This is a genomic window from Leptospira jelokensis, from assembly GCF_004769635.1.
In the GTDB taxonomy this organism is placed as follows: Bacteria; Spirochaetota; Leptospiria; order Leptospirales; family Leptospiraceae; genus Leptospira_A; species Leptospira_A jelokensis.
Genome location: NZ_RQGH01000033.1, coordinates 141561 through 167727, shown reverse-complemented (window position 1 = coordinate 167727; position 26167 = coordinate 141561). Strand labels below are relative to the sequence as shown.

Below are 26167 nucleotides of genomic sequence, written 5' to 3'. Positions count from 1 at the left end.
CGTTTGGAACGTGGAAACAAACCAAAGGCAATCATCATTTTTGAGGGAGGGGAATACATTAGAAATCCACTTACCCATCGTTTTTAACACAATGGAAGTTTCCAAGGACTGGAACCGGTTTTTGGATCACTTAAAAAAAGATTTACCCAGAAATATTTCGATTCATGCAAATGATTTAAAAGAAGCTGATAGTTCCGGAATTTCATTTCTAAAATTAGTCCGTCTTGAATGTGAATCAAGAAAGATCCAGTTCACCTTATTTGGATTAGACGAAAAGTTTCAATATCGATTGAATATCACGAATGACGATAGCAAAAAATACAAAGAGCAGTTAGCCGATGCCTTACGAAAATCAGAACAAATCGGAAAACTTACAATTGATTCCTTATTGGAATTCAAATACCTAGTAACCTTTACTGGGGAACTCACAGTTTCCTTTTGGCGGTCTTTTTTACATCCATCCAAAATCAGATGGAAAGACAGCTTCCGGGTAGCTGAATCCATGGGTGTGAATGCGTTTCCCATCATTGCCATGATTGGGTTTTTACTTGGACTTATCATGTCCTTCCAGTCTGCCATTCCGATGCGAAGGTTTGGCGCGGAGATCTTTGTCGCTAACTTGGTTGGACTTTCTCTTTTTCGGGAACTCGGACCACTGATGACCGCTTTTATTTTATCGGGACGATCGGGATCCGCGTTTGCTGCAGAACTTGGAACCATGAAAGTTTCGGAAGAGATTGATGCACTCACAACTATGGGCCTTCCTCCTGTACAATTTCTCATCATCCCAAGGCTTGTGGCTTCCCTTATTGTCACTCCACTCCTGACAATTGTATTCAATTTGTTTGGTCTCATTGGTGGAGCAGTGGTCCTTGTTAGCTTTGGATTTCCTCTTGTTACCTTCGTAAACCAAGTGAACATTGCTGTTGGACTTTCCGATATATTAGGTGGACTGCTTAAATCTTATTTTTTTGGAATGATCATTGCATCCATTGGATGTTATCGTGGTTTGAAGACAGCGTCTGGCGCAGGTGCTGTGGGGGAATCTACAACTTCGGCAGTTGTTGGATCCATCATCCTTGTCTCCATCTTAGATGGGATTTTTTCTGTATTATATTTTTATCTACGCATATGAAAGAGAAACCAATCATTAAAGTCGAACACCTAACAACTGGATATGGACATTCTGTTGTCATGGAAGATATATCCTTTGATGTTTACAAAGGAGAGATTTTTGGAATTCTCGGTGGCTCTGGTTGTGGAAAATCGACTGTTCTGAAAAATATGATTGGGTTAACGAAACCCTTTAGTGGCAAGATTTGGATCGATGAGGATGACATTGTCCAAGCAGAGGGCAAACAGAAGGTAGGAATTTGGAATCGAATTGGTGTGATGTACCAACAAAGTGCTTTGTTCGGTTCTATGTCCCTGTTAGAAAATGTAAGATTACCGTTGGAAGAGTTTACAAACCTTCCTTTACCCATTATGAATGAAATTGTGATGACCAAATTAAAAATGGTAGGTCTTTTCCCTTTTGCGCATCTAACACCGTCTGAATTATCAGGTGGGATGAAAAAAAGGGCAGCCATTGCTCGTGCCATGGCAATGGACCCTGAAATTATTTTTTTGGACGAACCAAGTGCTGGTCTTGATCCGATTACCAGCGTGGAACTTGATTATCTCATCATTCGGTTATCACGAACTCTTGGTGTAACATTTGTTATTGTAACACATGAATTGCCTTCTGTTTTTACGATGGCAGATCGTGTCATCGTTCTCGACAAATCCAAAAAAGGGATCATTGCAGAAGGGAAACCTAAAGATTTAAAAGAGAAGTCGAAGGATCCATTTGTCCGTCAGTTTTTCAATCGTATCCCACAGGAGGAAGTATCCTTATGAACCAATCCAATAAAATTTATTTCAAAGTTGGTGTATTTGTATTAGTTAGTTTTTTTACATTGATTTTATTTCTCATTGTATTTACTGCAGGGAATATTTTCCAAAGGTCAGTGAGTTTAGAAACATACTTTGATGAATCCGTGCAAGGTTTGGATATCGGATCTCCCGTCAAACACCGAGGTGTAAAAGTAGGAACGGTCCAAGAGATCACCTTTGTGCAAAATGAGTATGCAGAGAAATTAAACGATGATACTGCCCTTCGTTATGGAAGGTATGTTCTCATTAAAATGTCGGTTCCTGATTTTGTGAAAGGTGTTTACGGGAATGATTTGAAAAAAACAGTCCAAAGGATGATCCAAAGTGGGCTCAGGGTACGCCTTGCTTCACAAGGTTTGACTGGAACTGCATATTTAGAAGTGGATTATCTAAATCCTGAAAAAAATCCACCTCTCTCAATAGAATGGGAACCAAAAACTGTATATATTCCTTCTGCTCCAAGTACGATCTCAAGGTTTACTGCTTCAGTTGATAAGTTTTTTGACAAGGTAGAAAAAGCAGACGTCGATAAAATATTGTTAGGTGTGGGAGATCTCATCAAAAATTTAAACCAAACCATTTTAGATGCGCGATTGGGAGATTTGTCTAGGGAAGCCACATCTTTATTGGTGGACCTTCGGAAAACAAATGGAGAAGTAAAATCTCTGATTGCAAGTCCCGAAACACAAAACCTTCCTAAAAAACTAGACCAATCTGTCACACAGTTACAAACAACTTTAAAACGGTTGGATACCCTACTGGCTTCGAACCAAGGAGATATTTCCACTTCCATTGAAAATTTACGCATTGCTTCGGAAGACTTAAAGGAAGTTACTGCCAATGCAAAAAAATACCCTTCACAGTTCCTGTTTGGAGATGCACCAAACAAGTCTAAACTTTGGAAATGATTTAAATGAAAATATCAATTCGAATTTTATTGTTTATCGCGACGAGTATGTTGTTTACCCAATGTTTTGGAGTCACCAAAACCTTTCCTGAAAAAAGATTTTTTCTTATGGAAACAACTGAAACCAAACCATTGTTTGTCTCTCCCAAGCCCAGAACATTTCTTGTGAGAAAAGTATTCATTTCTCCGAGGTTTGAAGGAAAAGAGTTTGTTTACCGTAAAGACAATGTGGTGTATGAATCCGATTTTTATAATGGGTTTTTCATTCCACCTGCTCATAATTTCAAAGAGGAATTTTCGAAATCACTGCTCCGTTCCGGGAATTTTGAATGGGATGCAAACCTTCATACCAGAGTTAGTATCACCCATTTTATCGAATTAAACCTTTCTCAATTGTACGGTGACTTTCGTTCCAAAGAACCAAAGGCTGTCATCGAATTTGAAGTTGTTGTGTATGAAGATAAGGATAGTATTTCTGCTCCTGTGTTTCGGAAAACATACAAAGAATACACCACTATTGAAAAAAAGGATGCAGAATCTCTTGTGATTGGTTGGAACTCTGGTTTGAGTAAAACTTTATCTGAAATGAATCTCGAATTGAGTAAACAATTGAAATAACAAACTTGTTCGTTATTGTTTAAAGTAGGCTTCCAAAAACGAACAAGTTCTGAACACTTAGCCACTGGGCCAATCTCCAATTTAAAATTATATTTCTCAATTGAATCCTAGGAAAGATACTTGCTTTCCTTAATCCTTTCATCGATAAAAATCCTTAAGGTAACATATGAGACTGATCGAAACCATCGTTCCATTTTATTTTATATTGATGCTCATCGAGATTGTCTACACTCGGTATACAAAAAAAGATTTTTACTTTTACGAAGACACACTTGCTGATTTGAGTTTGGGTGTTCTCAGTCGCATATTCGATGGTATCATTTTACTTGGAATTGTATTTATTTATTCGAAATTATACGCTTTATCAATCGGTGTCGAGGGACTTAGTAAAGTTTTTCTTGGGACAAATTCCTTTTTACATTGGATCGTATTGTTTGTGCTTTTGGATTTTTTGTTTTACCTGGCACACCGGTATAGCCATGAAATCAAAATCCTTTGGGCCTCACATGTGGTCCACCATTCAAGTGAAGAGTTTAATTTGTCTGTTGCGCTACGGCAATCTTTCATTCGTAACATTGGGATTGGTATGTTTTATTTGCCTCTCGCACTCCTAGGTTTCCCAGTTGAATCCTATCTCATCATTGATGCACTCAACCGAACGTATCAATTTTGGGTTCATACCCGTACAATCAAAAAACTTCCTAATTGGTTTGAAGCAATATTTGTCACGCCGTCTCACCATAGAGTGCACCATGCGATGAATCCCGAATACATTGATAAAAACTATGGTGGAGTTTTCATTGTTTGGGATAAACTTTTTGGCACATATTGTGAGGAAACATTTGAACCTCGTTATGGACTCACCACCCAACTGCACAATTATGATCCAATCAATGCAAATGTACATGTGTTAAAAGATTTGTTTTCGGATTTGATCCAAACGAAATACAAATGGCAAGGTGTTGTTTCGTTTTTTTCATACCCTTCTGTTCGGCCAGATGATTTACAAATGTCTATCGACCGCGGGGTAAGAGATCCCAAGGTTTGGTTGTCACACCACAAATTGGAACTCACACATAAGGTATATAATTCTGTTTTTCGAATCCCTTCAGGACAAACCATCTACCGGGTGTACTTAGGATTTCAATTTGCAATTCCTACCATACTTACTTTGTACTTTTTAAAACGAATGCATTTGTTTAGTCTTTTAGAGGTCTGCTCTGTATTTGTATTACTTGTATTTTCCTTTTATTCTTTAGGCAAGTTGCTTGAAGGAAAAAAACAATGGTTAACCGTCGAAGTTCCCAAGTATTTCTCTTGGGTATTTCTGATTGTTTATTTTTTTAGATAATAGAAAGTTAAATATATGAAATATTTACATACGATGATCCGAGTTCAAAATTTGGAGAATTCCCTTCATTTTTTTGTGGATGGGCTGGGATTAAAAATCTCACGTAGGAAAGATTACCCTGAAGGAAAATACACCCTCGTGTTTTTAAACACAGGAGAAGAGAGTGCTTCTGAAATCGAACTTACTTATAACTGGGAGCAGGCAGAACCTTATTCTGTCGGTAGGAATTTTGGCCATCTTGCTTATGAAGTGGATCATATATATGAATTTTGTGAAAAACTTCAATCGATGGGTGTTGTGATCAACAGACCTCCCAGGGATGGTCGTATGGCTTTTGTTAGGTCACCTGATTTAATTTCCATTGAGTTATTACAAAAAGGGAATCCCTTACCACCAAAAGAACCATGGGTTTCCATGCCAAATTCTGGAGAGTGGTAAAACTTGGGACCTAAACCCAAAATTGCAGTCATTGGGGCTGGTGCCTCAGGTTGCTTTGTTGCTCTACAGATATTTGAACATTTGGAAGGAAAGGCATCCATTCAAATATTCGAAAGATCTAAAGAACCGTTAGCAAAACTTCGTGTCTCTGGTGGTGGCAGATGTAATGTCACTCATCAATTATTTGAACCAGATCTTCTATCAGAAAAGTATCCCCGTGGCCAAAAAGAATTGCGTTGGGCCTTTGAACGTTTCCAACCGAAGGACACAATCGAATGGTTTGCCAAAAGAGGTGTGGCTCTCAAAGCAGAAGCCGATGGTCGCATGTTCCCCTCAACAGATAAATCCGAAACGATCATCAATTGTTTTTTGAATGAACTCCAAAAGTATAAAATCCCGATTCACTTTGAACAAGGGTTAGTCGGAATTTACCAACTAGAAAATCAAATTGCAAAGTTTCGTTTATTATGGGAGGGCGGTAAAGAAGAATTTTTTGATATCGTTGTGATGGCAACTGGTTCTAACCGAAAAATTTGGAGTATATTGGAAAAACTGAATCATACCATCGTAGATCCGGTGCCTTCGTTATTCACGCTCACTTTAGAAAATACCGATTTGATGGAATTAACAGGACTTGTCATTCCCAATGCAGAGATCAAAATTTTACCAAAGGGCAAACCACAAAAAGGTCCAATCCTCATCACCCACTGGGGATTGAGTGGGCCAGCTGCATTAAGACTTTCTGCTTGGGAAGCACGAACCTTGTTTGAAGCCAATTACAAAGTTGAATTATCAATCAACTGGGTTTGTGGTGAAACCACACAAATCGTGGAAGAAACCTATTGGAAAAAAAAAGAAGTTTCTCCCAAAGAAAAACTATCCGCAAATCCCGAATGGAAACTGCCTTCGCGTTTTTTTGATTGGATACTAAAGGAATCAAATATTCCAGATAACAAACGTTATTCCGATTTAAGCAAATCTGAAATTCGCAATTTATCCTTAAACCTAACGCAAAAAAAAATACAAATGGTAGCAAAAGGTGTATTTAAGGATGAGTTTGTAACCGCTGGTGGTGTGAGTCGAAAGGAAATCCAATTCCAAACCATGGAAAGTAAAATTTGCCCCGGAATGTACTTTGTTGGAGAAGTGATTGATGTAGATGGAATTACAGGTGGGTTTAATTTTCAAAATGCCTGGACGACAAGTGTGATCGCCGCCCAAGGAATTCGAAAAAACTATCTTACTTGATTTTGTGGATTTGGATAAAATCCACTGTTTGTGCAACAGAACCTGGTGCCCCAGATAAAATCACAACTGTATCGCCAGATTTTAATTTTCCTTCTGATTTAAGTGTTTTACTCATAAACGCAATCATATCGGGAAACTTATCCATCATCGGCATCACATAAGATTCCACCCCCCAAAACAATTGCATCTTCCTTGCGGTTCCTAAAAAAGGAGTGAAAGAATAAATCGGATTTAAGGGACGAAATTCAGATGATAAAAGTGATGAATAACCTGAACGAGTGAAATTGATAATCGCTTTCGCATGAATGGAACGGGAAATTGATTCTGCGGCACTACCGAGAGCAGTTCGTTCCACTTCAAATTCGGATCGGTCCATACTTCGCAAATGAGATAAGTATATTTCTGATTCCTCGGCCGCTTGGATGATACTTGTCATCGTTTTGACAGTTTCCACTGGGTATTTACCAGAAGCTGTTTCGCCTGACAACATCACTGCATCTGTTCCATCCATAACCGCATTTGCCACATCACTTGCCTCAGCCCTTGTTGGACGTGGGTTGTCGATCATGGTCTCTAACATTTGTGTGGCGGTAATCACTGGTTTTCCGCGTTGGTTTAGTTTTGTGATCATTTCTTTTTGGATGATTGGGACATATTGTGTATCGAGTTCTACTCCAAGGTCTCCCCTTGCAATCATAATTCCATCACAATGATCGATGATTTCTTCTATGTTTTGAATGGCTTCAGGTCGTTCTATCTTTGCAATGAGGCCAGCATAACTATCTTTCATGAATTGGCGCGCCATTTCTAAATCACTTGCTCGTCTAACAAACGATAATGCAATATAGTCAACACCAAGTGAGAGTGCAAATTGTAAGTCTTCTATGTCTTTTTCCGAGAGGGCAGGTGCTGAAATGGGAGTCCCTGGTAAATTGATCCCTTTATTGTCTTTTAATACTCCACCAATCACCGTCTCCAAAATGGCTCGGTCTTTTGTTTTGGATTTTACAACAAAAGCAAGTTTCCCATCATCGATAAGAATTTTATGCCCAACGTCGATATCATTTAAAATGTATTGGTAGGTGCAACCGATCTCATTTTTGTCCCCCAAAAAATCGCCTTTATTGTTGATGGCGATTTGGTCACCCGATTTCAATTCGATGGGGCCAGACCCAAGTTTACCCGTACGTATCTTTGGCCCTTGTAAATCTGCCAATATCCCAATGGATTTGCCCGATTCCTGTTCACATTCTCTGAGTAACTCAAAGATTTCTTTATGGTAATCATGAGTGGAATGAGAAAAATTCATACGGGCCAGGTCCATACCTGCATAAATCAAGTTGAGAATGGTTTCGCGGTTTGCTGAAGCAGGTCCAATGGTACAGATAATTTTTGTGCGTTTTTTTGGGATTTTATCGTCTTCCGGCATAGACCCTAACCTTGGCTTTTTTGTTTTTTCCTGCAAGTAAATTGTATGGATTGAATTGACTTGTGTCATTTTTCGAAAAAAAGTTCAATTTAATGGCATCAAATGCACTCGCTCTCATTTACCATTCTTCGTACAACCTCGAATTACCTGGTCATGTTTTCCCCGCTCATAAATATTCACATTTATACAACCGTGTCAAAAGAGATCCAGTGTATGCTTCCTTCGACATCCTTTTACCAAAAAAGGCAGATGATGCAGAATTAGAATTGGTTCACACAAAAGAATACTTAGACGATCTTTTTGGTTACGAGCACACTGCACGAACCATGTATTCAGAATTACCGTTAAATCGAAGTATTGTGGAAAGTTTTATGTATGGAGTTGGTGGGACGATTTACGCCAGTGAACTTTGCGACAAACACCGATTTGGTTTTAATATGGGTGGCGGTTACCATCATAGTTTCCCTGACAAGGCAGAAGGATTTTGTTATTTGAATGATGTTGCGATTGCCATTCGTAAACAACGTGAAACAAAACCAAATCAAAATGCCCTTATCATTGACCTAGACCTTCACCAAGGCAATGGCAATTCGTATATTTTTCAACATGATGACAAAGTTTACACATTTTCGATGCACCAAGGTAATCTTTACCCCAAGAAAGAAATATCTAACTTAGATGTGAATTTAGAACCGAACACAAAGGACGATGAATATTTATCGATATTAGATACATCATTAAAACAAATTCGAAAGGATTTTGATGCGAATATTATTTATTATGTTGCAGGGGCTGATCCTTATGAAGATGATTCACTGGGAGAACTAAAAGTATCCATGAAAGGTCTGAAGGAAAGGGATCAAATGGTAAGAAAATTTGCCGAATCACAGAACATTCCCTGTGTTGTGACCTTGGCAGGTGGATACGCTAGGGACTTTCGCGACACTGTCGAAATTCATTTTAATACGATCACAGCATTTGGTGAAAAATAATGGGTGTATTTTCATCTACAGACAAAAAGAAAAATCAATCTGATTGGTTAAATTTAGATGATCTGTCTTTAGTAGATGTATCGAAGGAACTAAACACATCCTTAAACATGGAACCAAAACTATTCAATCGTTTTACTCATTATGAAGTAGAACAATTGTTAGTAAGTGCAGGGTTAATTTCTGCAGTCGAAAAACGAGGATTCCAAAATCCCATCATCGAACTTGAGATACTGAATGACTTTGACAATCGTATTTATATTAAAACTGAATCAAAAAAGATTTTAGTCCACACTCGATTAAAAGTATCTCAGTTCCAGTTAAAAGGGGATGATGAACAGTTCCCTATGATTTACATCGATTGGCTTCTTACCCAAAATATCAATTTTGAACCAGGTGATCTCAAAAAGGAATTGTACTTTGGACAAGAGTATCCTGGGCTCAATGTCCTAAACGAGTTTACTGATTTCATTCGAGTGTTATCCCAAAAATTGGGAACATCAGGTGCTTTTAATGTTCCCGAATACTTTCATGATGCCGTTTTATTTTCTAGGAAGTTTCGTTTCATTGATCCTGAAAAAGAAGGTACATTTCGTGCGCTTGTGAAAAATTTCCGGGGCACAAACTTACGAAGTTTATCCTCCCAGATCCATCAAAACAGAGTTCAATATGAAAATGGTGAACCCTATGAATGGAAATATGGTGAAATGATTTCTTGTACCGACCCTTATTTAGAAAAAAAAGTCTTTCACGAGGTTTATTTTCGAAAAGTAGAGGAAGTAAAAGAAAAACTAAAATTCCGATTGGTCTCAAAATAAGCGGGTTAAATTCCGATAATCATAGTAGATGTCCGAATATTCATTCAAACCAGAAATTCTCATCATTGATGATGACACTGAAATCTGTGAAACATTGGAGTTGATTGTAAATGGACTCGGTTATTTCGTACGTTACTTTACAAATCCACTACAAGGTTTGGAATACTTCGAAAGGGAAAAAAATCCAATCGTCTTTTTGGATGTGAATATGCCCCAAACAACTGGTTTGGAACTCTTACCAAAAATCAAAGCCATTGATTCTAAAACCCAAGTGCTTATGATGACCGGGGAACGTGATATCCAAACTGTTGTTTCATCCTTATATCATAGAGCTTCTGATTTTATTTTAAAGCCATTCCATACAAAATCTATCGAAGCGGCAATTTCGAGATCATTTGAATATTATAATTTTTTAAAAGATAAAGAGTCGATGGATGAAGCGATCAAACGTGATTTGAGGCTTGCGGCAAAAATTCAATCGAAAACAATGAATTTGCCTACCTTAAAACATAAAATTCATTCAGAAATCAAACCAGTTAGTTTTGTTTCGGGTGATTTTTTCCAAGTGGTTCCTCTGACGGAAGACAAAACCTTAATCCTTATGGGTGATATCGAAGGTCATGGTGTGACTTCGGGTCTTATCGCAATCCTCATGACTACCATTCACAAAGAATTGGCTCGAACAACAACCATTGCACCTAAAGAGTTGTTGTCTCGACTCAATCGTGAATTGTGTAATGAAATTGGAACTCATAGCATGACAGCGATTAGCATCGTTGTTGACCACTCACAAAAAAAAATCACGTATGCAAGAGGGGGACATCCTTTCCCAATTGTTTTTCAAAAAGAAAGTAGGGCGCCACTCATTTTGCAAGACCAATCTGGACAAATCCTCGGCATTTTGGCAGAGATGGAATTTGCAGAAAAAGAAATCCAAGTGGAGTCTGGTGATATTTTGTTTTTGTACTCTGATGGACTATTGGCTTCTAGCACTCATCCTCTTGTACAAACTCTGGTCCAATTGCCAAAGGGTGAGAACCGTTTTGATGGCATGAAAGTGGAAATTTCAAATTACATCCAATACTTGGTGACTTCATCTAAAGCTTCGGATGACATATCGTATTTGCTTCTAGAGATTTAAGATACAATACATTTGTTTTTGTTGCTTCCGTCAAAAATGCATTTAACTCTGTTTTGACTTTAAATTTTCCACTGAGAAAACCGGCCTTCCAATTTTTACGATGGTCCATCATCTGGCTCTTCAAAAGTTCTTTTTCTGGAAAATCACAGAGCTGATTTGTGATGTATTCCCCTTTAAAAAATAAAAAATCACCCTTCGCAAAAAATTTTTTCTCTTCTTTGGGAAAACTTTGGATGAGCAATTGATTTTCTTCTGAATACTTGTGAATCGCTTTCTTCGTAATTTCCCAAACCAAATCATCTTTTGTGTTTGATTTGTTGAGTGTGAAGGCAGATACCATCACCAAAAGAACTGAAAAAACAAGGACTGGGATCCATTCCCATTCAAGTTTTGTTTTTTCTTTCCAAAACAAAAAAGCCAAAACAGTAATCGGCAACCAATAAAATCCCATCAAATCCCAATCAGCTGGAAAACCTAATTGAGGGTTGTGAAAAAAACCATGCAGGAAAAAACAAAATACCACAACGAACAAAGTTTGGTGGTTTGGTTTTGAAACGAAATGTTTCCAAGTTTCTTTTTGGAAAGTCCATTGGTAGAGTAAATAAAAAGCAGAAAAGAAAACATTCCATATTAGAACAGAACTGATTTCTTTCACATGGTTCAAAGAGATCCAACGTTTCATAGGATAAAACGGAGGATGGATGAGGTGAGTACTATTTTGATCCACAGTAGGATCATGGAATATACTAAAGTATAGAAACCATGGGAATAGTATTAAAGTCCCAAGGATTGTGCAGTAAAATAGATGTTGTATTTTTTTCTCTTTGGGTGAATGGGTAACCCACAGATAAACCAATAAAATTACCAGGTATCCTGATACCAAATGGAATAACATCGCTAAGGCGACAATGCTTGTGCTGCCATACAGAAGGGTATTACAATCTTTTGGGTCTTTTGCAAACCTATATAAAAATAAATACAATCCCAAATGAACAGCTGTTACTAATGTATAATGTTCAGCATACCCAAACCCAAGTAAAATTCCCCCGGATGATAAAAGGATTAAGATGGAAAGATCCTTTGGTTTCTGTTTGCCAAGTATTAAAAATCCAAATAAAAAAAATACTCCAACAGCATAGGATAGAATTGCATACGAAACCACAGGATCATCTGAAATGTGAAAATAGTTTAAAACTTGAGTGAGGTTACTGTGGAGGATACTTTCCAAAATTTCATCCAAGGTAAATTGAAAGCCAAAGAGTTTGGTTTCGAGTAAATTGGTTTCAAGCAGTAAGAGTCCATCCCCCCAATTACGATTTCGCAATGGGAAGAGTAACATAAATAAAAAATAAAAACCTGCGATGGACCAATTGGGTGGAAAAAATGTTTCAATCCATTGTAAATTCCAACCCTTCTTACTCTTTCCATACAACAGAATGGATTGAATGGAAAAAAAGACAATTGACAATGAGATGTAGGTGGAAGATTCCCCTGGAAAAAACCAGGGCTTTGCTGGTAACATTTGGGAAACAAATACAAAGATATATGGGATATATAAAATTAAGGATTTCATTCGAGTGTGTTTTCGTAGTATTCTTTTGGAATTTCTTCGGCTGTGATCAATGGGAAATGACCTTTGCGAATGTTAAAGAAAAAAAGTTCAGGGATGCTATAAAAGATGGTTTCCGTTCCTTCGATAAACGCTTTCCCTTTGTCCATTGGTGATTTGACGATACCCATTCCCGTATAACCAATCCCCCAAATCACATTGGCGAATCCTAATATGGGTCTATTCCAGATCGATTCTTCCGTAAAAAATAAAAATGAATGGTCTAGTGGGTTTGGTTGGTAGATTTCCGAAGTGAAAACAATTCGTTCTCTTATGTTTTTTACACTCCAAGATTTGAGTTGATTTCGTTTCAGATTTCGATAGGAGGGGACAATTTTGATTTTTTCAGTATAACTGCTGTTTGCAAGTTTAAAGGCAGCAATGGAAGGAACAAAATTAAAGCGAATCCAATGGCTTCCGAGAGGTTCCCAGAATCGTTGGCCCTCAATACTCCCATTGGGAAACATCAAATTCATATATTGGAAAAGTTCATTCGTACAATTTTGAAAAACCAAATGATAGGAATACAAAGTCTGCACATTTTTTGTGTAAGTTTCCCAATTGGATTTGGATCTGAGATAAACTTTTGTATCTATATTTTTTGTTTGATGGATTTTTGGATTTGGATACGGATTTTTGCCCAACCAATTGAATTCAATTCCTTCGGTATAAGTTTTCCCTTCTATAAAACTAAGATATTTCCCGAGTAACGATTCCCAGTTATAATAATGAATGGGATGGTAAGATTTCATAAACTCGTCACGTTTTTCTTTGATGAGTAGTCCGTATTCATTTTGTTTGGTGATAAAAACCGTTTCTGGTAAACTGAGGTATTCAATGTAAGAAAATCCTTGGAAATTTTTTCTAGGGAATACAATAGTTTTTTCTGCAATGGAACGATTGGTGTAAATGATCCTTAAAAGGAGTGTCATTTCTTCCCAATCATTGCATTCTTCGAAAAGTAGGCAGGATTTTAACTCGTTTTTCAATTCAGAAAGGTAAGTTTGGAAGGTTGCCACTTCTTTCTCTGTTAACAAAAATTCATTTTGATTTAAATGAACAAATGCCTGTTCATACAATTGTACAGGGTTTTGCAGAAACTGTCGGACAAAGAGTTTCCTTTCTGTTTGGATAAATGTATTGGTATCAGTTTGAATGCTTGGTACCAATTGGAAAGCAGACTTAGTTTCTGGTAAAGGGTTTGTATTGTTTTCTTCTTTTGGAATGGATTCTCTTTGTGAAGATTTTAGTGATTCAATTTTCGCATTGATTTGTTCCATTTCTTCATTCGTAAAAGAAAATAGATTTGGATAGGTTGCATCGGGATCAGGAAGATTGGTAAAGTAACCAAAACCAGGAATGGAATAGGAAAGTGGATCTTCTTTGGTTGTGGCATCTTTCCATTCCCAATCTTCTTCCAATCGTTTCTGGTTTTGGATATGAGTTTCCTGGACCAAATACAACTCGTTCCATTTCTGGCGTAAAATTCGTTTTGCTTTATCGTTTAGTTTCCATTCGTAAAACTCTATGTTACGATTTTCGATCACACCATATTGGAATCGAAAGTCATCCCAACTTTCTCTCACTATATGAAAGATTCGGTCATCAAAGGAATATTGTAAGTGGTAAACACGGTCACCGAGAAGTAAGGCTGAATGCCCACCGCTGGACTGGCCTGAATTGGAATCGATGTATAAAAACCCGTAGTGGTTTGATTCCTTTTGTTTTGGTGATGCAGTGAGGGAGATTGCCGAAAGGAATGTGATGAAGGCAAGGAGGGCGGTATGTCTCCGCCCTAAAACAGCGTGGATTATAGGTGGTATCCTTCTAAAATTAATTTAGCAACTGTTATATTTTGTTTTGAAACATCATCGGCAACTTCTTTCATTTCCGAAGGAGTGAGGTTTGCTTGTTTCAAACCTTGTCCGATGGCAATGTAAGTTGCTGCTTTGGATCTCCAAGATACGAGACCATGTTTTTTTGCAATAAGGGAAAGTTGGTTTTCTAATTCTTGTGATTGGTTTTCATATCGAATTTGTAAGGCAACACTTGCAATGATGTCTTCTTGGTATTCGTTCATCACTTTTTCTTTGCTTTCTTCAGAAATGGAGGAAATACTATTACAAATTGATTTTACAAGTGCAGAAGTGGAATCAGAGACTGACATTGTCAAACGGCTAATACTTCCGGAAGCAGAATCTAGAAAGGAACAATTGTTAACTGAAATGAACAAAGCCATAGCAGATATCATTGTGAAAACTTTTATGGAACGCATAAAAAACCTCTTACGTCGAATTGCAAAAATACTAAGTTTTTTTTGAAAACCGTCAATGAATTTTCTTTCTTAAACGGAAACCACTACGGAACCAAAAGCGGGCAAAGTAGTTGTAAACCCACCGTCCACAGCATGTAAATCCACTCGGGTTCCCGTCCAAAAATCCAAAAAGGGAGCCTTCGTTTTGACTCCAGGTGGTAGGGAGATGTGAACTGTTTTTTCTTCTTCTGTAGGATTCCAAATCCCTAAATACCCACCTGGATTGTAGAGGGCGAGTGGGAATTCATTTTCAAAAACCCCAATTGGGATTGGAGTGTAGGCCTGGCATTCCCGATTCAATTGGAAGGCTTTTTTGAGCAGGTCCAAACGATCCATTTCTAATTTTGTTAAGTCGTCTGAAACAAGTAACATCCCACCTGACACTGCCATGACGGACGCCATCAGTTTCGTTTGGGCTTCGTTCATTTTGTTCTTTTTTTTGCGAACAAGCAAACAATCTGGATCATTTAACCATAAATGCCTGTGCATAGATGCACGTGTGATGTCATTGATAAGTGCTGTCCTTGTACAAAGTGCGTTTCTGTCTTTGAGAAATACTCGTAACCTTTCCGGATACCAAAACGGTGCCACATCGCAGGATATTCTCATCCCATCAAAATAGCCGATGGAAGGTAACATGGGAGCTCCACATCCAAGTAAAAATGTATTTTTCCCTACAACTTTTCGGATGAGGTCTAGGGCATTTTGGTATCGTGCTTGTGGCGATAAACTTTTGTTATATATATCCCCAGGCAATAGGCCAGCATACAAAAAATCTAATTTCAAATAAGGGTAACCCCATTCTTTGACAATGGTAGAAAACACTTTTTCTAAATAACCAAGTGCCGTTGGATGTGTGATATCCAAAGCATAGGTATAACCTCTTCCCCAAAGTGGTTGGTAAATAGCAGGGACTGGTTTTCCATTTTGGTCTTTTAAGATCGCTTCTGGGTACTTACGAAAGAATTCTGATTTTTTTCGAACAAGGAATGGAGCAAGCCAAATCCCGGGTTTAAGTCCTACCCTCTTGATTTCATCCGCAAGGATTCGCATCCCACCAGGGAATTTATCATTTGGATAGAGCCAATCACCGATTTCTCTTTGGTAACCATCATCAATTTGGAAAAATTCAAATGGTAAGTTCAGTTCTCTAACCTTTGTTAGATTGTCTAATATGGTTTTTTGATCAATATTTGTGTAATAATAATACCAAGAACACCAACCAGTTGGGACTTTTTTTGGTAAATTGTTCGGGCCTTCTTTTTTACCCAGTTCTTCAAAATATTTTAGTAATTTGGTTTCGGGGGAGCCTTTAAAAAACAATACTTTGATTTTGGAAATATTCAATTTTGCATTGGGTCTTAAGTCAGGTAAACAATGGATATCATATACTACCTTAACGGATGTTACATTTCCTTCGGCGCCAAAAACAACTTCAAACTTGGTTCCAAATTCACCAGCTTCGAGTGGTGCATACAAAACACCATTTTGAGTTTCTTTGTTGAAAATTAAAGTGAGGTATTCAGAAATAAATTTCCCAACTTTCGATTCATTTTTGGAATAAATGTTTTCTTGCGAATAGTGTAAAAAAGATAAAAAGGGAGGTTTGTCTACTCCGGTACTTTCCATTTTTCTTGAGATCGACCAAGACTGGTATCCATGTTGGAAAAGAGAAAATCCATTCCCTTCAGGAAGGTCTGTGAGTTCCAACTCGAGTTGGTCTACAGAAAATCCCACTTCTGGCCTTGTACTTTCGCGCCAAATCAGTTTTGGACTCAGGACAGTTCCCAGTTTTGAGTCTTTTGTTGTGGTGAGTAAAAGTTCGAATTTTTTACATTCGGATTGGAAAACACCTGCTTTTACAGGAAGGAAATGGGAAATGGTGACGGAATTATGAACTCTATATTGAATTTTCATCTTGGAAAAATCTATTTGATGATTTTGTTAGGGTGGTTTCCATAGTAAGCCATTATGACCCAAAAACGTTCAACTATAAAACCAGTCGTTTTACAAGGAGATCTTAACGAAGATTTTTTTGAAGCATTTAAAAAAGACGACAGGTTAGCAGTGGATTGTGAAATGATGGGGCTCAATCCCCGCCGGGATAGGCTTTGTGTTGTTCAGATATCCGATTCTAAAAATAAAGTTGCATTAGTGCAAATCCTGCCTGGCCAAAAAGAAGCCCCTCATATCCAAAAATTATTCGAATCAAAAGACATTACAAAAATCTTTCATTTTGCACGGATGGATATGACCTTCCTACGCGCAAGGCTTGGCATCAAAGTGCAAAATGTATTTTGTACAAAAATTGCAAGTAAACTGGCTCGTACCTATACCGATAAACACGGGTTAAAAGAACTAATCCGAGAATTTTTTGAAGAAAATATCGATAAAAAAAACCAAAGCTCTGATTGGGGTAAAAAAATCCTAACCAAAGACCAAGTGGACTATGCCTCAACTGATGTTCGTTTCTTAATTTCACTCGAATCCACTCTAACCGAGATGATGATTCGGGAAAACAGGTTTACGATCGCAGAAAAATGTTTTGGATTTTTAGAAACTCAAGTGGAACTTGATTTACTCGAAGTGTACAACCTCTTCGAACACTGATGGCAAAAAAGCAACTCCCCCAGTACCAATGCAAAGCTTGTGGTGATTCCTTTAGCCGTTGGGCCGGGAAATGCCCATCGTGTGGCGAGTGGAACCAAATTGAAGAAGTGACAAACACTTCCCAAGGAAGGTTTGATTCTCATGGGCCAACGAAACCGAGGGACAGGAAGTATACGGAACCGAAATCCATTGGTTCTGTGGTCAGTGATTCCCATTCCCGTATCCATACAGGGTTTACAGAACTTGATTTGGTATTAGGAGGAGGGATCGTCCCAGGGAGTCTTGTGTTAGTTGGTGGTGAGCCAGGTGTGGGTAAGTCTACTCTTGTATTGGAAATTGCAAAAAACATCGCAGACCAAGGGAAGGTATTGTACATTTCAGGAGAAGAATCAGCTTCTCAGATTGGCCTTCGTGCCAAACGGATGGGTGTATCCTCTGAGAATATCCTTTTGTCATCAGAGGTGTATGCAGAAAATATTTCCCAGATGATATCGGATCTACAACCAAAAGTTGTTTTCATTGATTCTATCCAAACCATTCTAAAAGAAAGTTTAGTGAACCAAGCCGGTACAGTCACCCAACTTCGTGAATCTTCCCAAGTTTTTCTTGAAACCGCCAAACGCACGTCAGTTCCTATTTTTCTGATTGGTCATATCACAAAGGAAGGACAAATTGCTGGTCCGAAAGTTTTAGAACATTTGGTGGACACAGTTTTGTACTTTGAAGGTGATAGATTCAATTATTACCGAATCCTTCGTGCCGTCAAAAACCGATTTGGGGCAGTTGGTGATACTGCAATATTTGAAATGGTTCTTGGTGGACTAAAACAAGTCCTAGACCGCCACCGATTGTTCATCTCACCTGAAACGGAAGAACGATCAGGGAGTGTTCTCTCTTCTGTGATGGAAGGATCCCGTGCCATCAGTGTAGAAGTACAAGCCCTTGTCACCAAATCATCGTTTGGCCAGGCAAGGCGTATGGCAGAAGGCCTGGACAATCGGCGGGTGATTTTACTTTCAGCTGTGATCGAAAAATACTTAGGACTCCCCCTTTCGGAGTCAGATATCTTTAGTAACCTTGCTGGTGGTCTCAGTGTGGATGAACCAAGCCTTGACCTCGCCATCACCGCTTCCATTGTCTCCTCCTTCCGAGACAAACCCATCCCAAGGGAAACAGGTTACTTAGGAGAAGTCGGACTTTCTGGAGAGGTGAGGAGTGTTGGCCAAATTAGCCTACGCATCAAAGAATTAGTGGGGATTGGAATCAGCCAAGTGTTCCTCCCTCATGGAAATTGGAAAGAAGTGGAAGGGATGTTTCCTAGCACCAAACTGACTCCGATCAAACATTTACAAGAGTTAGGTTTGTAAAGGAAGGGCAAATCTTTCCGTTTCGTTTCATTTCATTACCCCTTTCCAATCTGGAATATCCCAATCGATTCTCTGTTCCGCCAAAGGAGAGAGTTTCCAACAGGATAAAAGAAAATTGAGATTTGACATTCACTCCTATCAATACACAACACTTGTCCGGAGATCTAACCAAACTTAGCATTCTCTTTTAGGCGATGCCCTCAAATATGTCCTAAATTTGGCAAAATCGCTCGCATAAGTACTAAGTGTGTCATCAATTTAAAAAATGACTCAAATTTAACACAATTAACTTGACTTTTTCTATGCTATCGGAACTCATCTGTAGATTGTTCAGAGGTGATTTATGAACTCTAAAAAGAAAAATCTTGTTTGCCTCCTGGCACTCCTACTCTTCACAACAGGGGTGCATGCAGGCGCAAGAAAAACAGTATATCCAGTGGTGTTCGCACATGGATTATCTGGATTCGACAACTTACTCGGATACTACTACTTTGGTAACGACTACGGTACCTTCGTTGGGGATCCTTGTGACGAGTTTTTGGAAACAGCGTGTAACGGTAGCATCCACTCGAGCCAAAAGGCATTAGCAGCAAGTGTCACTCCCTTCCAATCTTCGGAAGTGCGCGGAACCCAACTTGCGGACCGCATCCAAAACTATATGACCTCCACTGGAGCCACCAAGGTGAATATCATTGGTCACTCCCAAGGGGGAATTGATGCAAGAAAAGCAGCAGCTGTGTTACGTGCTCGTTACGGAAGGCAAGTTGTCCATGCTTTAATTTCAGTATCAAGTCCACATAGAGGTTCTCCCACTGCTAAGTACATCCTTGATTTAGGTCCTGGTGTGACTTCCGTTGTGAACGCTCTTGCCAAACTTTTTGGAAACGCAATTTACGGTTCCGGAAATGATGGAATCGCTGCTGCAAAACAATTGGTATATAATGACTATTCATCTACCGATGGGATCACCACTGGTATGAAGGCATTTAACACAAATTACAATGTGAATTCTAGTAATGCAGCTTACTACGGATCCATCGTCACAGCACAAGACAGTATCAATACCAACCCTGCGTTGTACCTTCTTAAGGAAGGATTTTATAACATTGATGGTGACGGGTATTGTGTTGACGATTGCGACAATGATGGTGCTGCCGGAAAAGGGGATGGCACTCGTGGGAACAATGACGATGACGGACTTGTTGGGATCAACTCACAACAAATGGGTGATCGTTTGCAATACAACGAATGTGCGATTTGTTTTGATTGGATCACTGTCAATACAAGCCTTGGTTACGTTAGTAACTTAAATGCACCAACGTCTGCGCAAATGACTTCTAAGTCATCTGTGGTAAGCCAAGACCATTTAGATGTGGTAGGGGTTCCACCAGATACATTTGATGAAGAAGAATTTTATGCATCGATTTTAGAGTTTATCGTCACAAAAGGCGGTTAACAACCTCTTTGGCAGTAAGGAAAACACTTACTGCCATTCTCTCAATTTTTAATCATTCAACTTACAAAAAATCATCATTCACATCCAATCATTATGTTTCAAAATAAAAAAATCTTATATAGCGTACTTTCGGCACTCATCATTCTATTTGTTGCGATCTTAATTCTTAGACCAACAAAAGACAAAAACCAAAAAGACTTTGAAAGGATCCTGAACGAAGGAAAAATTGCAGAGTCAAAAGAATTACCAAACTTACCAGAAGATTATGCGGATCATAAACTTATGGAATACTCCATGGAAGAGATCGCACGGATCCTACAAGAAAAGTACGGTAAAAATATCGATAACCCTGCGGTCCAAATTGCCATGATCGAAGAGTTAATGAAAGACCTTCCCAAATTGTATCCAAATGATTGGGTAAAGGTTCTAAACCAAATTTTGGGTTATGCATTTCCAAACAAAGCATTGGAACTTTTGCGAATGTCAGAGAGTTTATACAACTACAATCGTTTTAGAGAAGCAAACATGAGTAAGGTGGGTCTGATGTCAGACGAAGCCCGCCGTGAGATGATGTGGAAAGAACGATACCGTTTGTTTGGGGAAAAAGCAGACGAGATTTGGGCGATGGAAAAGAAAATGACCGTGATTGGAGATACTCTGAAACGGATCCAAGAAAGTCCTCCGGGGAATTTGGATGCAAAACTTTCCAATTATGCAAAAACCCTAAAAGATCAATTTGGAAAAGATTACCCAAGGCTTATGGAAAATAAACGCCAACAACTCACGGAAGGGTTTATGGTATCAGTGCAAAAGGACCTAAAGGTTTTGTCGTTTGGAGAAAGGAAATCAGCCCTGCGTGAGATCCGACAAACCATGGGTATGGACCAGGCAGCCCTAAACCGGTGGGATGCACTCGAAGAGGAAAGGGAAAAGTCCTGGCAAAACCAACAGAAATATGCTGCAAAACGGAACCAACTTTCGACCAAAAAAGGGGGCATGACAGCTGAGGATGAAAAAGAGCTCGATGCCATGCGGAAACAACTCTTTGGGGAAGAAGCAGAAATCATCAAAAATGAAGAAGCAAGTGGATACTTCCGAGCTTCTGAAGAACGCACCTATGGAGTCAATTGAGGGATTTGGAACACCGTTCCGAAACATTTGCCATCATTATGGCATAAAAAGTTGACTTATGGCGCCTGTGTGGGGTAAATTAGCCAAAAACATAGAAAGTTCAGGTGAAATATGAAAAAGAAAATTGTGATCGGGTTTTTAGCGACCCTTCTCTCCTTCCCCACATCAGGTCTGTTTGCTGGTCCATTGGATGGCCAATGCATCGCCCTTGTGCACGGGATTCTTGGATTTGACGACACACAAGGTCTCGCTGGTGGTCTCGTTAAGTATTGGGGAGGCCTTGATGGTTACCTCCGTAGCCAAGGTGCTAAGGTAACAACACCTGGAAGTTCTGCTACAAACTCCATTCCCGTTCGCGCAAGCCAAATCCAATCGGCAGTCAATACTTGGATGACAGCAAACGGCTGTTCTAAGGTGCACCTTATGGGACACAGCCAAGGTGGACTTGTCATTCGTTATATGGTGTCCAATTTAGGATTCTCTGGAAAAACACAAACAGTCACTACAATCAATTCTCTCCACCAAGGGGCTCCAATGGCAGACATCGTTCTTGCTGTGATCCCAAGTTGGTTACAACCTTTTGCAAACTCAGCGCTTGGCCTTCTCGCAAAACTTGTGTACCGCGACGGTCGACCACAAGATGCAATTGCTATGGGAAAATCTCTCACAGTAAGTTATGTAAAAACATTCAATGCAAACTCGCCTAACAAATCTGGAATCAAGTACTACTCTTACGGAAGCCAAATGGCATGGGCTGACCTCATCCAACACCCAATCATGGCCCTCACTCACCCAATCACTTGGGCAGGTGGACTATTTTACGGTTTAGGTGGAGGCAATGACGGAGTGGTTCCTTTGAATTCCCAAAAATGGGGTGCATGGAAAGGAACTCCTAATGCATATTGGTATGCAACTGGGATTGACCACCTCCAAGCAACAAACTTGGCATGGAGTGGACAAAACTTTTTTGATGTGCAAGGTTGGTACCTAAACATCGCAAAAAATGCAAAAGCTGGATTGTAATTAATCCACACAAAATGAGAAGCCGGTGGTTCCATCGGCTTTTCTTTTCCTACCTTCCCATTTCAGATTCTAGATTCAGAATGTTTCCCATAGGTTTTCTCATTAACACAAATGGATTTTAAAAAAATTATACTCATTGTTGTCCTCTTCCTTGTTCTATTTTTAAGTTTATTATACTTTCTTAAACAAAGTGATTCCCATACAACTTCGAATGATGCCTTATCACCCGAAGAACAAATGGTTTCGGATCGGATTTCTCCGTTAGGCAATGGCGAAGGGTTTTGGGATGAGGCCATCTCTCCCTTTCGTGAAGATAGGACCAAACCTTATTTAGAGTTACTCGAAGATTTGAAATCGGGCAAAGTGAATTTTGTTTGGGAAGTATGGGCACTGCGTCGGAAGTGTAAACCTGATTTTACCCCTGACCAATGCAATGCGACCATCCTTGCTTACATAGATGCCGAATATGATTCACCTGACAGAGAAAAGGTGAAAGATCTTTTTGTTTCTTATTTCCGATATGAAGAAGAATACCGTAAATGGGAACAACCAACAGATTTAAATTTTAACGAACTGTATGAAAAAATAAAGGCCAAACGAAGGGAAATCCTTTCTGATAAAGCAGAACTGATTTTTGGAATGGAAGAATCACAAGTTTCCTTTTTAGAAGGGACCACTCATTTTATAAAACAAACGGCAAATCTTCCTGCAGAACAACGTGTGAAACAATTTGAGGATTTTAAGAAGAAAACCTATGGAAATTATTATGATTCCTTGGTTTCCAGGGAAGATAAGTTCGATCATTTCCAAATGGAGATGTCCCTTCGAGATAAAGAGTTTTCTTCCATTGCAGATCCAAAGGAAAAAGAAAAATATCTTTTTAAAATTGAATCCAAATACTTTGGTAAAGAAAAAGCGGAAGCCTTAGCAAACGAACGTAAAAAGGAAACCAAACTTTCGGAATCCATTTCTACTTACGAATCGAAAGAAAAAGAATTTTTAAGAGAAAATGTTAGTTTATCTGCAGCAGAGAAAGAGAAAAAATTAAAAGAACTTCGCATCCAAATCCTCGGTTCGGAAGAAGAAGCCGATGCTTATTTACGTAGGAAAAATATAGAGGAAGCGGGTAAATAAACCCGATCCATTCATAGTAAAAATGTACAGATTCTTTTTGTAAGTACAAATGTGTATAGGATTTGAAGACAAAAAGAATCTGACTCAATTTTAATTTGGGTTAAAGGTCATTCGTTTTTTGAAAGGCTACTCTGGTTTGGAGTGGGTTCTTTTTTATACTTCTCATACGCATTCATCGTTTCTAAGTATTCGTTTCCCGCATTCCATACAATAAAGCCATGCCCAGCTGAATCACGAGCTCCTTGCATTTGGACTTTGATGTAATCGGTATAACTCAATTTACTTGGACCCACCATCATATTGAATCCTTGTACCCAGGCGATGGCTTTTGTCCCTTGTTTGGCTCGTTTGACTGTGAGGTCGAGTCCATCTTTAATGGTTCCATATGGATCTGCCACACGTTTGGTCAGTCCATAAAAATGAGATGGATACAGCATAGGATAAAGTCCATTTAGTTCTTCACTGAAAGGTTCTACTTTCTGGCCAATCACATCGTTTTCGATGAATGGAACCCTTCCAAAAATATCAGCCGTCCACTTTGTATCACTTGGACAACTGTCCTTTGTTTTTTCTTTGTGGTCTTTTATGATGCCTAAAATAGACTCATATCGTTTTTCATAACTCATACTGAAGTTTGTGCCCCCATCCGCATAACGAATGTAGTCGAGTTGGATTTCAGGAAAACCCAGTTCACATGCCTTACGAATGGATTTTTGGATGGATGCCATTAAATTTGTGTTTGGTGACTTCTCTATTAGTCCACCTTCAAAGTTTACCACACGAGCCACCATATAAATCCCTAGTGCCTTTGCTTCTGCCACTTGTTCTGGAGTCGGGGGGTGGGGTTGCATATCCACAACAGCCGCATTCATTCCGGCATCTTTCATCACTTGGAAAAGTAAACTCCATCGTTTTTTGTCACGAATGGTTTTGGTATTGATGTAAAGCCCTTCTATGAATTCAGGAGCCTCGTTTGAGGAAGCAGATCGTTCTTGGCCCTTTGTCTGGGAAATGGATTGGCAAGAGACAAATACAAATAATAGGAGGAAGGAAAATAGTGGTTTCATAGCAGTTATGACAAGTTTTTTCCCTACGAATGAAAATTCAAATCGAATCGATTGACGAAATTCCCTTGGTTTCCTAAAATTTGGGCATGATTGAAATCACAAATGACTTCCAAATCAAATCGTACGGTCGTTTCCCAGAGGTTCTTTCGGAACAGGCACAATTCAAAGACCGGATGGTGGAAGTATCACGGCTTTACAAAGCGATGGGTGAGTCCTACTTACAACATTTAGGGGATGATTCCAAGATCAGTGGATTAGAAAAGAAGGAATTAAACGAATACTTAGAGAATATCTTACTGGTTCTTGTGATGTTACGAAAACTCGATTTTTCGCAAATGGATGAAGAAGTTTACATTCGCAAAGACAGAGGTCTTTTTGAATTACGTTTGCGTTTTGGAGAAGGTGGAATATGGGAGCTAACAGGAGCTATACGACCTGAATACAAAATGAAACAACGTGTGTTTCGCGAATGGTTTAATACGGATTTTTCCAATGAAATCAAAACCTTTTATGCAGTTTATGGTAATGCGGGGCTTGACAAAACCATTTCTCCTGAGGAGAAAATACAAATCACAAAACAAATTGATCGTATCATTGCTGAAATCATCGAAATGATTGTGTTCATCGAAAGGTTTATGTTATTCCAATGAAAACAGGGATATCCTTTCACGAATCTTTTTTGGACCATAAAACTGGCCCTGGTCACCCAGAAACCCATGTTCGATTGGAATCCATTTTAGAAGCCATATCCGATCTGCCATCAAATTCCTTTTTATGGAACAAATCCTTTCAGGAAGCTCCTTTATCTCTAATTTCTGAGATCCATGATCCAAATTACGTTCGTTTGGTGGCAAAGGTTTGTGAGGAAAAAGGGAGTGGGTATTTGGATGGAGATACTGTGTTTTCACGAAACTCCTTTCAGGCGGCATCTCTTGCCGTTGGTGCGGGAGTGGCTCTTGCACAAGATATTTTAGATGGAAAGTTAAAAAATGGAATGGCACTTGTCCGCCCTCCAGGCCACCATGCAGAGTCTGATCACGCGATGGGGTTTTGTTTGTTCAATAACATTGCCATCACTGCCAAATATTTGCAAAGTAAGGGGATCAAACGCATTTTGATTTTGGATTGGGATGTGCACCATGGCAATGGCACCCAACACCAGTTTTACGAAGATGAATCCGTTTACTTTGTTTCCCTCCACCAATATCCCTTTTATCCAGGCACGGGATCGGAGAAGGAACGTGGTAAGGGCAAAGGATTCGGCACAACTTTAAATTTGCCAATGGCTCGAGGCTCGGAAGAGAAAGATTACCTGGACCAGTTTTCTCTAATCCATAAAGAAATGGAGTTGTTCCAACCAGAGTTTGTTTTGGTTTCTGCTGGGTTTGATGCCCATGTGAATGACCCTCTCGCTGGAATGAATTTAAAAACTGCATCGTATGCGCGTATGACAAATGAAGTGAAAGAGATTTCTCGTCTTTACGCAGGTGGAAAACTCCTTTCGTTTTTGGAAGGTGGGTATGATTTCCAAGCACTTTCTGAATCCGTGAAAGTACATTTGGAAACCCTTGCCACAGCTTAA

General features: G+C 39.1%; 24 protein-coding genes. 18 read left to right on the top strand and 6 right to left on the bottom strand.

The window, feature by feature from the left end; genetic code table 11:
• Positions 1-10 precede the first annotated feature (10 nt).
• The 7 genes from EHQ62_RS16250 to EHQ62_RS16220 all read left to right on the top strand — a co-directional run bounded on the left by EHQ62_RS16250 (position 11) and on the right by EHQ62_RS16220 (position 6497).
• Positions 11-1135: an MlaE family ABC transporter permease gene (locus EHQ62_RS16250; protein ID WP_135644764.1), complete on the top strand. Its 1125-nt coding sequence runs from the start codon at positions 11-13 to the stop codon at positions 1133-1135.
• A complete protein-coding gene (locus EHQ62_RS16245; RefSeq protein ID WP_135644762.1) occupies positions 1132-1899 on the top strand; it encodes an ABC transporter ATP-binding protein in 768 nt (255 codons plus the stop codon). The genes EHQ62_RS16250 and EHQ62_RS16245 overlap by 4 nt, the downstream gene beginning before the upstream one ends.
• Positions 1896-2843, top strand: a complete 948-nt coding sequence (locus EHQ62_RS16240; protein WP_135644760.1) for an MlaD family protein — start codon at positions 1896-1898, stop codon at positions 2841-2843. Before EHQ62_RS16245 ends, EHQ62_RS16240 begins: the two co-directional genes overlap by 4 nt.
• Before the next feature lie 5 nt (positions 2844-2848).
• The gene (locus EHQ62_RS16235; protein WP_135644758.1) at positions 2849-3460 is read left to right on the top strand and encodes an ABC-type transport auxiliary lipoprotein, LBF_0736 family; all 612 of its coding nucleotides are present in this window, start codon (positions 2849-2851) and stop codon (positions 3458-3460) included.
• 166 nt (positions 3461-3626) lie between these two features.
• Entirely contained in the window at positions 3627-4811 is a 1185-nt protein-coding gene (locus EHQ62_RS16230; RefSeq protein WP_135644757.1) for a sterol desaturase family protein, read from the top strand.
• A gap of 15 nt (positions 4812-4826) precedes the next feature.
• On the top strand, positions 4827-5249 hold the full coding sequence (locus EHQ62_RS16225; protein ID WP_135644755.1) for a VOC family protein: 423 nt from the start codon (positions 4827-4829) through the stop codon (positions 5247-5249).
• 3 nt (positions 5250-5252) lie between these two features.
• On the top strand, positions 5253-6497 hold the full coding sequence (locus EHQ62_RS16220) for a BaiN/RdsA family NAD(P)/FAD-dependent oxidoreductase (protein WP_135644753.1): 1245 nt from the start codon (positions 5253-5255) through the stop codon (positions 6495-6497).
• Here the strand turns inward: EHQ62_RS16220 and pyk are convergent.
• The gene (pyk, locus tag EHQ62_RS16215; protein WP_135644966.1) at positions 6490-7926 is read right to left on the bottom strand and encodes a pyruvate kinase; all 1437 of its coding nucleotides are present in this window, start codon (positions 7924-7926) and stop codon (positions 6490-6492) included. The two genes, EHQ62_RS16220 and pyk, sit on opposite strands and share 8 nt — an antisense overlap.
• A gap of 92 nt (positions 7927-8018) precedes the next feature.
• Between pyk and EHQ62_RS16210 the strand changes: the two genes are divergently transcribed.
• The 3 genes from EHQ62_RS16210 to EHQ62_RS16200 are packed head-to-tail and all read left to right on the top strand — an operon-like array spanning position 8019 to position 10874.
• On the top strand, positions 8019-8918 hold the full coding sequence (locus tag EHQ62_RS16210) for a histone deacetylase family protein (RefSeq protein ID WP_135644750.1): 900 nt from the start codon (positions 8019-8021) through the stop codon (positions 8916-8918).
• Positions 8918-9733 carry a hypothetical protein gene (locus EHQ62_RS16205; RefSeq protein WP_135644748.1) on the top strand — a complete coding sequence of 272 codons (816 nt, stop codon included), beginning with the start codon at positions 8918-8920 and terminating at the stop codon, positions 9731-9733. The genes EHQ62_RS16210 and EHQ62_RS16205 overlap by 1 nt, the downstream gene beginning before the upstream one ends.
• Before the next feature lie 28 nt (positions 9734-9761).
• Positions 9762-10874 (top strand): SpoIIE family protein phosphatase, encoded by a 1113-nt coding sequence (locus EHQ62_RS16200; protein WP_135644746.1) that lies wholly within the window; start codon positions 9762-9764, stop codon positions 10872-10874.
• Here EHQ62_RS16200 and EHQ62_RS16195 read toward each other — a convergent pair.
• The 4 genes from EHQ62_RS16195 to EHQ62_RS16180 form a co-directional block, all read right to left on the bottom strand.
• On the bottom strand, positions 10831-12447 hold the full coding sequence (locus EHQ62_RS16195) for a dolichyl-phosphate-mannose--protein mannosyltransferase (protein WP_135644744.1): 1617 nt from the start codon (positions 12445-12447) through the stop codon (positions 10831-10833). The two genes, EHQ62_RS16200 and EHQ62_RS16195, sit on opposite strands and share 44 nt — an antisense overlap.
• Positions 12444-14069: a hypothetical protein gene (locus tag EHQ62_RS16190; RefSeq protein WP_244241815.1), complete on the bottom strand. Its 1626-nt coding sequence runs from the start codon at positions 14067-14069 to the stop codon at positions 12444-12446. Before EHQ62_RS16190 ends, EHQ62_RS16195 begins: the two co-directional genes overlap by 4 nt.
• 224 nt (positions 14070-14293) lie before the next feature.
• Complete coding sequence (locus EHQ62_RS16185) at positions 14294-14758, bottom strand: putative lipoprotein (RefSeq protein ID WP_135644740.1); 465 nt, start codon at positions 14756-14758, stop codon at positions 14294-14296.
• Positions 14759-14827: 69 nt separating this feature from the next.
• Complete coding sequence (locus EHQ62_RS16180; RefSeq protein ID WP_135644738.1) at positions 14828-16714, bottom strand: glycoside hydrolase family 36 protein; 1887 nt, start codon at positions 16712-16714, stop codon at positions 14828-14830.
• 54 nt (positions 16715-16768) lie between these two features.
• Here EHQ62_RS16180 and EHQ62_RS16175 point away from each other — a divergent pair, with 54 nt between their 5' ends.
• The 6 genes from EHQ62_RS16175 (at position 16769) to EHQ62_RS16150 (ending at position 23518) form a co-directional block, all read left to right on the top strand.
• Entirely contained in the window at positions 16769-17407 is a 639-nt protein-coding gene (locus EHQ62_RS16175) for a ribonuclease D (RefSeq protein WP_135644736.1), read from the top strand.
• Entirely contained in the window at positions 17407-18774 is a 1368-nt protein-coding gene (gene radA / locus EHQ62_RS16170; protein WP_135644734.1) for a DNA repair protein RadA, read from the top strand. The genes EHQ62_RS16175 and radA overlap by 1 nt, the downstream gene beginning before the upstream one ends.
• 343 nt (positions 18775-19117) lie before the next feature.
• A complete protein-coding gene (locus EHQ62_RS16165; protein WP_135644732.1) occupies positions 19118-20230 on the top strand; it encodes a lipase family alpha/beta hydrolase in 1113 nt (370 codons plus the stop codon).
• Positions 20231-20323: 93 nt separating this feature from the next.
• Positions 20324-21361 carry a hypothetical protein gene (locus EHQ62_RS16160; RefSeq protein WP_135644730.1) on the top strand — a complete coding sequence of 346 codons (1038 nt, stop codon included), beginning with the start codon at positions 20324-20326 and terminating at the stop codon, positions 21359-21361.
• Between the two features lie 111 nt (positions 21362-21472).
• Entirely contained in the window at positions 21473-22384 is a 912-nt protein-coding gene (locus tag EHQ62_RS16155; protein WP_135644728.1) for an esterase/lipase family protein, read from the top strand.
• A 111-nt stretch (positions 22385-22495) separates the two neighbouring features.
• A complete protein-coding gene (locus EHQ62_RS16150; protein WP_135644726.1) occupies positions 22496-23518 on the top strand; it encodes a lipase secretion chaperone in 1023 nt (340 codons plus the stop codon).
• 107 nt (positions 23519-23625) lie between these two features.
• Here the strand turns inward: EHQ62_RS16150 and EHQ62_RS16145 are convergent, their stop codons facing one another.
• Entirely contained in the window at positions 23626-24585 is a 960-nt protein-coding gene (locus EHQ62_RS16145; protein ID WP_135644724.1) for a putative glycoside hydrolase, read from the bottom strand.
• A gap of 86 nt (positions 24586-24671) precedes the next feature.
• Here EHQ62_RS16145 and EHQ62_RS16140 point away from each other — a divergent pair, with 86 nt between their 5' ends.
• Together EHQ62_RS16140 and EHQ62_RS16135 are read left to right on the top strand one after the other, a co-directional pair.
• Complete coding sequence (locus tag EHQ62_RS16140; protein ID WP_135644722.1) at positions 24672-25235, top strand: hypothetical protein; 564 nt, start codon at positions 24672-24674, stop codon at positions 25233-25235.
• Positions 25232-26167, top strand: coding sequence for a histone deacetylase family protein (locus EHQ62_RS16135; protein ID WP_135644720.1), 936 nt, complete (start codon positions 25232-25234; stop codon positions 26165-26167). The genes EHQ62_RS16140 and EHQ62_RS16135 overlap by 4 nt, the downstream gene beginning before the upstream one ends.

What these genes read in the sequence shown, in the direction of transcription:
- EHQ62_RS16135 (WP_135644720.1), top strand. Translation starts at nt 25,232, where the DNA reads ATGAAAACAGGGATATCCTTTCACGAATCTTTTTTGGACCATAAAACT.
- EHQ62_RS16195 (WP_135644744.1), bottom strand. Translation starts at nt 12,447, where the DNA reads ATGAAATCCTTAATTTTATATATCCCATATATCTTTGTATTTGTTTCC.
- EHQ62_RS16225 (WP_135644755.1), top strand. Translation starts at nt 4,827, where the DNA reads ATGAAATATTTACATACGATGATCCGAGTTCAAAATTTGGAGAATTCC.
- EHQ62_RS16160 (WP_135644730.1), top strand. Translation starts at nt 20,324, where the DNA reads ATGTTTCAAAATAAAAAAATCTTATATAGCGTACTTTCGGCACTCATC.
- EHQ62_RS16210 (WP_135644750.1), top strand. Translation starts at nt 8,019, where the DNA reads ATGGCATCAAATGCACTCGCTCTCATTTACCATTCTTCGTACAACCTC.
- EHQ62_RS16185 (WP_135644740.1), bottom strand. Translation starts at nt 14,758, where the DNA reads ATGCGTTCCATAAAAGTTTTCACAATGATATCTGCTATGGCTTTGTTC.
- EHQ62_RS16180 (WP_135644738.1), bottom strand. Translation starts at nt 16,714, where the DNA reads ATGAAAATTCAATATAGAGTTCATAATTCCGTCACCATTTCCCATTTC.
- EHQ62_RS16155 (WP_135644728.1), top strand. Translation starts at nt 21,473, where the DNA reads ATGAAAAAGAAAATTGTGATCGGGTTTTTAGCGACCCTTCTCTCCTTC.
- EHQ62_RS16150 (WP_135644726.1), top strand. Translation starts at nt 22,496, where the DNA reads ATGGATTTTAAAAAAATTATACTCATTGTTGTCCTCTTCCTTGTTCTA.
- EHQ62_RS16240 (WP_135644760.1), top strand. Translation starts at nt 1,896, where the DNA reads ATGAACCAATCCAATAAAATTTATTTCAAAGTTGGTGTATTTGTATTA.
- radA (WP_135644734.1), top strand. Translation starts at nt 17,407, where the DNA reads ATGGCAAAAAAGCAACTCCCCCAGTACCAATGCAAAGCTTGTGGTGAT.
- EHQ62_RS16165 (WP_135644732.1), top strand. Translation starts at nt 19,118, where the DNA reads ATGAACTCTAAAAAGAAAAATCTTGTTTGCCTCCTGGCACTCCTACTC.
- EHQ62_RS16230 (WP_135644757.1), top strand. Translation starts at nt 3,627, where the DNA reads ATGAGACTGATCGAAACCATCGTTCCATTTTATTTTATATTGATGCTC.
- EHQ62_RS16205 (WP_135644748.1), top strand. Translation starts at nt 8,918, where the DNA reads ATGGGTGTATTTTCATCTACAGACAAAAAGAAAAATCAATCTGATTGG.
- EHQ62_RS16200 (WP_135644746.1), top strand. Translation starts at nt 9,762, where the DNA reads ATGTCCGAATATTCATTCAAACCAGAAATTCTCATCATTGATGATGAC.
- EHQ62_RS16245 (WP_135644762.1), top strand. Translation starts at nt 1,132, where the DNA reads ATGAAAGAGAAACCAATCATTAAAGTCGAACACCTAACAACTGGATAT.
- EHQ62_RS16145 (WP_135644724.1), bottom strand. Translation starts at nt 24,585, where the DNA reads ATGAAACCACTATTTTCCTTCCTCCTATTATTTGTATTTGTCTCTTGC.
- EHQ62_RS16175 (WP_135644736.1), top strand. Translation starts at nt 16,769, where the DNA reads ATGACCCAAAAACGTTCAACTATAAAACCAGTCGTTTTACAAGGAGAT.
- EHQ62_RS16140 (WP_135644722.1), top strand. Translation starts at nt 24,672, where the DNA reads ATGATTGAAATCACAAATGACTTCCAAATCAAATCGTACGGTCGTTTC.
- pyk (WP_135644966.1), bottom strand. Translation starts at nt 7,926, where the DNA reads ATGCCGGAAGACGATAAAATCCCAAAAAAACGCACAAAAATTATCTGT.
- EHQ62_RS16235 (WP_135644758.1), top strand. Translation starts at nt 2,849, where the DNA reads ATGAAAATATCAATTCGAATTTTATTGTTTATCGCGACGAGTATGTTG.